Origin of the sequence: uncultured Nostoc sp. (genome assembly GCF_964245575.1) — a bacterium.
Taxonomy (GTDB): Bacteria; Cyanobacteriota; Cyanobacteriia; order Cyanobacteriales; family Nostocaceae; genus Nostoc.
Window position 1 is genome coordinate 1 of sequence record NZ_CAXTNP010000287.1, and the last position, 9,310, is coordinate 9,310.

The 9,310-nt window shown below is 37.2% G+C and carries 7 protein-coding genes; all 7 read right to left on the reverse strand.

What is annotated here, in order from left to right:
* Positions 1–2,687: glycosyltransferase family 39 protein (locus ACFFAP_RS31485; RefSeq protein WP_375514893.1), on the reverse strand; the 2,687-nt coding region annotated here is incomplete at its 3' end.
* A gap of 2 nt (positions 2,688–2,689) precedes the next feature.
* Entirely contained in the window at positions 2,690–3,988 is a 1,299-nt protein-coding gene (locus ACFFAP_RS31490; protein WP_375514894.1) for a tetratricopeptide repeat protein, read from the reverse strand.
* 78 nt (positions 3,989–4,066) lie between these two features.
* Positions 4,067–4,258, reverse strand: coding sequence for a hypothetical protein (locus ACFFAP_RS31495; RefSeq protein ID WP_375514895.1), 192 nt, complete (start codon positions 4,256–4,258; stop codon positions 4,067–4,069).
* Positions 4,259–4,264: 6 nt separating this feature from the next.
* Positions 4,265–4,972 (reverse strand): class I SAM-dependent methyltransferase, encoded by a 708-nt coding sequence (locus ACFFAP_RS31500; RefSeq protein ID WP_375514896.1) that lies wholly within the window; start codon positions 4,970–4,972, stop codon positions 4,265–4,267.
* 96 nt (positions 4,973–5,068) lie between these two features.
* The gene (locus ACFFAP_RS31505) at positions 5,069–6,619 is read right to left on the reverse strand and encodes an efflux RND transporter periplasmic adaptor subunit (protein WP_375514897.1); all 1,551 of its coding nucleotides are present in this window, start codon (positions 6,617–6,619) and stop codon (positions 5,069–5,071) included.
* Positions 6,620–6,924: 305 nt separating this feature from the next.
* Positions 6,925–8,151 carry a glycosyltransferase family 4 protein gene (locus ACFFAP_RS31510; protein WP_375514898.1) on the reverse strand — a complete coding sequence of 409 codons (1,227 nt, stop codon included), beginning with the start codon at positions 8,149–8,151 and terminating at the stop codon, positions 6,925–6,927.
* Positions 8,152–8,359: 208 nt separating this feature from the next.
* Positions 8,360–9,184, reverse strand: coding sequence for a glycosyltransferase family 2 protein (locus ACFFAP_RS31515; protein ID WP_375514899.1), 825 nt, complete (start codon positions 9,182–9,184; stop codon positions 8,360–8,362).
* Positions 9,185–9,310 lie beyond the last annotated feature (126 nt).

Here is a 9,310-nt window from a genome sequence, read left to right on the forward strand (position 1 = left end):
CCATAGACATATCGCTCATTTAATCCATAACTGATAATTGTAACTATCAAAATTTGAATAATAGTGCTACTAAATAGAAAACATAATTGATAATTATTTTTTCTGATAAAGTAAATAAATCCTACTAAAAAGAAAGCAGTATAAGTATTTTGCAATCTGTCAGGGCCAATAAATAAATTGGAAATTAATAATGTGATATCTGAAAAGTGCAATCTCAGATAATCATTTGTACTATCAGATATAGCGGACAGAGGAGTTAAAAGGCGGATAGCAGCAAAACCAAGATTATATATAAAAATAGCTAAAGTAACTATACTGCCTAAAATTATATGCCAATCTTTAGATAAGCTAAATGGACGATAAAAACAAAGGAAAGCAATTAGGAATACTGGCAATAGAGTTAAGCTAATCTCTTGAGTTAGTAAGGTTAAAGTAAGAGCAATAAAGAAAATATATTGATAACGCTTTCCAGATTGTTCAATAAAACCTTTAAAGAAAGACCAAAAAGATAGAATAGTTAAGCATTGTAGAACCTGATAAAAACGAATATTGCGTGAATACCAAAGTTCCCAAGGGTTGATAGCTAAAATTGCTGTTACTAATACAGCAATCCAAGCCTTTCCAGTAAGTTGACGAGCAAAGATATAAACTAAAACTAGAGTAACTGTACCCCAAATCGTAGATAGCAAGCGAGCATTAACTATAGAATCTCCCACTACTCGTAACCAAAGAGCTAGCAAGTAATGATAAAAAGGGCCACGAGTATACCAAATACCAGAAGTAGCTATAGGTGCGCCTGTACGAAGAATACCCCTAGCAGCATCTAGGGAAGTATTTTCATCGGCATCCAAATCTATAAAACCAAGGTTATAAACTCTTAGCCCAAACCCTACACTGACGATGAGGATGAGAAATATCCACTCGCCCCAAATAGGCCATCTCTGCTGTATGAGATTAAACTTATCTTGCAATACTCGGATTGGTGATTGTTCCCGTCTCTGCATCCAAACGAAAATGTAGACAAGAATCGCTGCTACAAACGCTAAACTAAAGACAATAAAGACATTTCCACCCGATGCAAAGCTGAAACTAATACAAGCTACTAAACCCAGTGAGAACCAAATAAAAGATAGAGGTAATTTATTAATTTTTCTATTGACGCGAATATAAACTAATGTCAATACAATTATGGCTGTAAAAACAAACAATATTACATAGTTGCTTTGCGGTTGGGCAAATAATAAACCAACTTCTGCTTCTGCAAAGCGGTGTTTTAGTAAACCAATAGCCGCTAAAAATAAAGTACTTGGTGAAAGGATTGCAGATCCTGCAACAAAGTTTTCCCAACGACGATTTCCATATCCCAGCCATAAACCTAAAAGTGAAGCATAAACTATCGCAAAGATGACTCCTCCTATTAACCAAAGGCTCTGATGCCATAAGTAATTAGGGTAATTAAGCAGATAGGCATTACCTTCAAAACTACGCTGGAAATCTTCTGGTTTCGGTAAACCTAAAAGACTGACAGTTTCTTTTTCACCTGCCCCTTCTGCCCATCCAGGTACAGGTTGATTTAACGCTGTCCAGGTATTATCAGTAGCAATTTCTCCACTAATTTCACCTGTTGCTGTTTCTGCCCATCCATCTAAAAAGAAGTTAAGAATACTATTAGGTTTAATAGAGTTAGCCCCTGTTAATACTGTATTTAGTGGGCTAATTAAGCTTACAGCTAATGTATTATTTCCAGGTTTGATAAACCTTGTAATTTCTAAAAGATGTAACTGGTTGCTGTTTTCGGTTCTGTAACTATTAACAAAATTGCCGTTGATTAACAGAGAATATGCACCTTGTCCAGCAAATCGAATATAAGCACGAAAAATCCGATCTTTTGGTATTTGCCAACTACCTCTGAGCCATACTTGCCCTTGAGAACTTAGATTTCCTGCAATCCAATTTCCCTGTAGAGGGCGGTCAAACAAATTTTTACTTAAGCGACTGTAAGTTGCTTCTCGAACTGAACCCAGTACCTTAGCTTCTGGCCAATTTTCATCTGAAAAATCCCGGTCAAACCATTGGAGAGATTGACGAGTTTCTGACAGATTAGAAACTCTCCAGGTAGTTTCTCCTGTTGACAAACTAATCGGTGTAGCATCATCTGTAGGATAAACAGCCCCTTCAACAACTACACGAGGATTAGTTTGTCCTTTTTGAATTTCTAATGCAATAACATTTTTACCTGGACGTAAATGACGAGTTATGTCTATATAAGCTGTTAATTTCCAGTCATTGGAACTAGCCAGTAAATAATTGACTGATGTTTTAGCATTGTAGTGATTACTATCATTAATGTCTTGAAAAGGTATTCTCAATCCTGCACCTAATCCAAGAGAATTATTGAGAACACTATTTTCTCTTGCTATAAGTCTGTTATTTACATATAAGGTAAAGTCATTATCAGCACTTATTCGTAGCCAGCCTGCTTTTGCATTATTAGGTAAATTAAAGGGATTGCGTGTATAAAAACGGTAACCAGGTGTTTGAGGGGCAATCCATTGGGCTTGTTGTGACCAATTTACGCGCTCTACAGAAGTAGGTATTTTCTCCCAAATAGAAAACATCAAACTTCCCAGTAATAATCCTAAAGCTAATATCAACCCTAATGGCAACCAACGCTCTGAACGTTCCATTATTATTCCTCAACTCCTAATTCATCCCAAGCTTTGGTATCAACCGATTGACGGTATCTTTCCCAGGTTTTACTAATATTGCCTTTGTTATATTCATTCCAAGTTAGATGGACATAGGCTTGTCCCATTAAACCAATCCCTGGTTCTTGAAAGTACTTCTGCCCATCTATGATTTGTTTAGCAACTTCAGCCGATTTCTGAAATTCTCCATTCACAACCCTGGCTAACATTAGGTCATATAAAGCCTCAACATGACCCGGAAATATGCTGAATGCTTTTTCAAAAATATCTGCTGCTGTGCCAGCATTCCTAGTATTAGGTTCGTTGAAATAATTAACACCTCTATTTAAAGTGGCTACCACCAAATACCCTCTTACTAAAAAGCGGTTAGGCTGGCTCTCTAAAGATTTTTGAAAATAGTTCTCTGCTTCTAAAAAATTACTATCTTTATAATTTTCTAGACCCTGAATGAAATTAACTAATCCTGGTTCGGCGGCATCTGTATATAACTCTGCTCTGGCCAGGCGCTCTAAAAATTCTTCATCTCCCTGCAAAGGTGGATACAATATTGTTAAAACTTGGCTGGTGTTTACTACTTGAGAATATTGACCTTTGGCAAACTGCACATTTAATTGATAATTAGCAATATTAAAATAAATGTGAGAACCTAAAATAGTAGAAAATAATAGTAAACTCACAGGCACTAATATTTTCATGTCTTTAATTAGAGAATTGATTCCCTGCTGTTCCCAGGCTAGATAAAGTCCCATTAGGCAAATCAGCACTCCAATTAGGCTGAAGCTCCAACCTTGCCCGATAAAAGCAAAAAAACTATTTTTATAGCCAAATCCTTCAAGGATAACTTTATCCCATGATGGTAGTTGAAAAAATCGGCTATCTTCAATTTCCATGCCAAAAATAGAAGCAGGAACATCTGGATTATCCAAAACTATATTCTGTTTCCATTGTGCCTGAACTTCTGAAAAATTTTTATCTACATGAGATGATACTTGTTCTCCCTGATTATAATATTCTGCTGCAATAAAAGATACAGCAGGTGACCAAGTTGTAATGAAATAAGGAAAAAGTAATATTGGTATTAATGCACCCCAAAAAATTAAGCGTGGAGCTTGTCGAACATGAAATACAAAAGTGTAAGTAAAACCAGCGATCGCACACAAAACTAATGGCACTCTCACAGCATTTGCCCAAAATAGATTTGTACCGAATGCTTCTAGGGTTTCTGTAGGTAACCGATACCAAGGATAGATGGCTCCTAGTAATAGTAAAATAGAGCCCATTAACAGAGTAACCCTTTCTCGATTAAACCAATTAGTAAAGGCAAAAAATCTGTTAGTCCAATAACTTTGATTCATCTGTTAATTTCTCTCTGCGATTGGCAATGATGCAGATTTGGTATTTAGGCGATCGCCTGGATTTGGAGCTAAGGGAGATAATACTACTTCTTCTCCTGACTTTAAGCCTGCCAGCATTTCACGCTGATTATCAAATGTTCTTCCTAACTTGACTTTTCTGACAACAGCTTTACCTACTTCAGTAACCATCACCATGCTTAATTACTTTTTTACTGATATAATATGACCAGTTCTAAATGGTACTAGTTCGCCAATATTATTGTCTTTAAAACAATATTTAAGATTCTCAATAGTCCAATCACTAAGATAAAACATCACACGCCTTTTTCTGTTTAGTAAAGGAGCTAAAATGAAAACTCCATCATTAGATAATCTTGTTCTTATTTGATTCATTGCTGATTTAAATTTAGCATCTGTAACAATGTGTTGAATAACATCAATCATGATTATTAAATCAAATTCGCCTGATATATTATCCGTAGTAATGTCTTTCCTTTGAAATTGAAAATTTACAAACTTTTTCTGAAGCTCTGGAAATAATACATCTGTAATATCTACTCCCAAATAGGTTTTTACACCTAAATCAAATAGTATTTGAGTGTAATAACCCGTGCCACAACCAATTTCTAGAACTTTAGCATTATTGAAATCAATATTTTGCTTTGAACAGTAATCTATAAAAACTTTTCCTGCTTGGGCATAAGCCTCTTGATTATCTTTTTCCGACAGGCTTTGATCGCCAACTCCTATGATAGATTTACCATATTTAGACAGGCGATCGCGCCAATATCGACTAGCATCATAGTCATTTCCCCTACCATAGATAGCTGGCCCCATAGTTAGTTTGTATAAAACTGTTTTAATGAAACTGATTGGAGATGTTGTGAATTTTAAGAGGAGTTCTTTCATGTGAAATTTTTTTTACTTTGTTAAGTGTTTACAGTAAACGTGTAGCTGAAAATCTCGCGTAACATTACAAGCAACTTGCACTTGGTCTAATTTTGGTTAACGAACTTGTGCTTGTGCCTCGTTTTTGCCGACTGATTGCTGTGCTATTGGGGTATCAATTTCTAGGCGTTCGCCTGGATTTAAAGCTCTAGGAGAAGGTACTACCTGTTCTCCAGGTTTTAAGCCTTCTAGTACTTCACGCTGATTATCAAATGTTCTTCCTAACTTGACTTTTTTCACAACAGCTTTGCCTGCTTCGGCAACCATCACCATACCTTCACCAGCAGACAAATGAGTAACAGAACTTTCTGGAATCATTAAAGCCGTTCTAGTTTGATCAGTAAACTGAACATAACCCTGCAAACCTGGAGGCATTTGCAAATTATCAACAGCAATCCAAACAGAATAGGTAAATTGTCGGTCAATACCGACTTTACTGGGCTTATTGGTATTAGTTTGTACGGTTGGATTAAGCTGAATAACTCTTCCTTCAAAAGTACGTCCAGGGTATGCCACTAACCGGACTATAGCTTTATTACCCACTTTCACAGCGTTAAGCCTAGCTTGATCAATGTAAGCCTTAAATACAACATTCTGAGTTAAAGTTACTAACGAGTTACGGTCTCGTGCATCTGCTATTTCACCAGCATTTATATTTACCGAACTCACTAAACCATCGGTGCTGGCATATATAACTGTTCTACTTAAATTTCTCAGAGCCTCTTGCAGTTCTATTCTCCTGTTGTCAACTGTGAGGCGAGCATTTTTTACATCTTTATCTAGTGTCTGCTGGGCTAATGACAGAGCTTGCTGAGAAGAAATGAAGTCGTTTTGGCGAGCAATGTAGAAATCTTGGTTGGTAAATTGCTGGCTTTGGGTACTAATAATTCCCTGTTGAGCAGCTAGTAGTTCTCTTTTGCGAGTTGCATAGGTATCTTGCATATCATAAAATTGAAACTTGGAAATTGCTCCTTGATCTGCTAAAATTTTGATTTGTCTCAGTTTCTCTTCAGCAGTCGCTACCCTTACCTGAGCAGCCTGGACATTGTTGTTTAATTCTTGATCTGCAAGTTTGTCAATTGTTCTTAGTCTAGTTTTAGCTGAATAAAACCTGTCTTTAGCAGACCTAACATCCTCTTTCAAGTCTGATAACCTTTCTGATACCGAGTTTTGCACGGTTGCGAGGTTCTTTTCCACAATAGCAAGGTTATTGCGAACCGTATTTACTTGATTTACAAAGGGAGCTTTTTGTAACTGGAGCAGAGGTTGGCCTCGGCGCACCCATTGCCCTTCTTCAACGAAAAGTTTTTCTACAGGCCCCGAAACTAAAGAACGAACATTCACCTCCTGCATACCAACAGATTCACCAGGAGCAGCTAGATTATCCTCTAAAGCTTTTGACTTTACTAACGCAGTTTCTACTTGGATAGGTTTGCCAGCCATACGTTGTAAAGCTGGATAACCAAAACCTGAAGAGTAAAATCTAGATGCTGGGTCTTTGAGAGCAGGAAAAAGTACAGTAAAGCTTAAAATCCCCATTAAACCTAAAGGGGCTACTACGCAAGTAGTGAGAATCCCGCGAGTTAAAAGAAGACGTTGTTGTGTCATAGTATACGGAAACGTTCTTTAAGTTTGGATTTACTTAAGTACCTTTGTAAAAGCTATATACATACTTCCCTGAATGGAGAACAAACTAACATTCCTAATAACCCTCTTTTATTACTTTGGGAGAAGCCAATCACTGAAAGCCTTTCAGAGCTTTAATTTCCAGGTTTGAGCTATAAATTTCATTTACTGTTAGAAAATAAAGGCTCAAAGCTTGACTCAATAAAAATTTCAGAACCTTGCTTCGATTATTGTTTTCCGAGAGTGACAAAACAGGGATAAAAATCACAATTAATCGCAAATTTTTACTAAGCAATAGTTCCAGTAGCTTTTCCGGGTACAGTGTTATTCAATGCGTTTGCCAATACTTGCTGCCACATAGGTGTAATATGATGCCAGTTAAAACGAACTTGTATATCTGCTAAACCTTGTTGACCCATTTTTTGGGCTTTAGTGGGATTCGATAATAAAGTCAAGATTGCTTGTGCTAAAGCTTCTGGGTCTTTTTCTGGTACTAATAATCCTGTAGTTCCAGAATGGATTACATCGACAATTCCCCCTACAGTACTGGCAATTACAGGCTTTTGGTGGGCTAAAGCTTCTATCATCACAATTCCTAAGCCTTCAGTATCCCCCTTGCTATCTACAATTGCCGGTAGTACAAATATGTCACACCCAGCGTATTCATCAGCTAATTCTTCTTTACTGACAAAGCCAAGGAAATCTACTACATCATTTAGACCTATTGCATCACACTGTGATTTAATCTCATCTTCGAGAATTCCCTTACCCACAATGCGTAAGCGTACAGGATATTTGGCTAAAACCGAAGGTAGAGCCGCCAATAAATATCGCAAACCTTTACGTTCATCTAACCTACCAACAAACAGAAGCGATCGCACTTCCTCTGGGGAACGTTTTTTAGGTGGTTTCGGCTTTATAGTCATACCGTAAGGGATAACGGTAACAGGTCCATCATAAATTTTACGAATCAACCCACTAGTAAAAGAAGAATTGGCTGTCACACCTTTAGCCAGAGGCAGTAACCAACGGAGGATATGTGTCACAAAACCGAACTTATTAGCTAACATGAGTTCGGCTCCGTGGAAACTAAACACCATCGGAATACCCAATAATATACTGGCAGGTAAAGCAATTAACCCGTGAGGAAAGGGCCAATGAATCTGGAGTAAATTTGGCTTTTCCTTGCAGCATACCCAAAACAATTGCAACATACCAAACAAGATATAAAAAGCAGCAGCTATCAAATAAAGAGGCTGTCTTTGCAACTTGGTAGGAGCGCCATCCCTTGCCAAATTTTCAAATCGTTTTGGGCAGTAGCGAAAGCGATATACTTTTACTCCATCTAATACGTGGCTTTTAGAACCTTCGTAGGCAGGAGCGAATACTGTAAACTTAGCCCCTGCTGTTTGCAAGCGTAAAATTGCCTCATGTACAAAAGCACCATGATTGCCGTCAGCAGTCATAGGATATACGGAAGTGACAACAAGAATGTGTTTATCTTCAATACTCATAGGTGTGAAAAACTTACTAAATTTGGGGTAAAAATTAAACCCAGGAGAATATGACTAACTCTCTCTGGGTTTATTTATGACGAGTTGAATTGACTAGTACCGCAAGTCAAAAGTCATTTGTCAAAAGTCATTTGTCAAAAGTCACGCATAATTGTATTCCAAGCTCTTGCGCCATTTGAAATGGTATGTTTATTTACGCCGTGCTGTACTAGACTATTTCCTGTTGAACAACACCAGCATAGTTTATAACTGAATCAATCTTTTTGTCTTGATGGCGATTAATTAGACGACCTTGAGTTTGAAACCACCACCATGAATTGATAAAATCAATAGCTGAAGTCAGAAAACGTTTTTTACCAAACTTGCTTGTTCCAGAGTGTCGAGGATGCCAGGGTGTGGGAACTTCTGTAACGTTATATCCTTGTGCTGCTAGTATCGCCAATAAGTAGCGATGGGTAATTGTTTCTACTGGCAAAGTCGATAATAAATCACGACGGACTAGTTTAATCCAGTTCATATCGTGGATTTTTAAACCAAAGAGTAAACTACAAGTGCTATTGGCGATTTTAGAAGCAAGAATCTTACCATCACCCCGTTTCTGCCGCCAACCAGCTACTGCATCTACTCCTGGTACACAAGCTTCTAACAACAATGGTAAGTCAGTTCGAGGATCTGACTCTAAGTCTGCTTGTCCCCAAAATATCCAATCAGTTTGGACATTATCTAATGCTGTCTTCCATACTCCAGTTACACCCCGTCTGTGGGGATGACGAATGATGCTTAAATAATCATATTTTTCACTCATTTGCTTAAGGATTTGATAGCTATTGTCTGTGCTACCATCATCAACCACTAGTACTGGCAAACTAAAGCCCATATTCTCAAATGTTTCTTCTATATTAAGCAGGAGACGTTCCAGATTTCCTTCTTCATTAAGGCATGGAATAACTACAGTAATTGAATAATGAGCAGAGGGAACCAGTTTTTTAAAATTTGATTTGTCCAACAAGTTTACAATATTTAAGGCAACCATTTTTTATGTCCTAATATTTTTTTTTTGAAAATACTACTTTGAGTGATGCTAGCAATAGTTAAATTATTAATTTTATCAACATCTAAAACTAGAGTAATTAACTAAGGCTGATTAGCATAAATATAC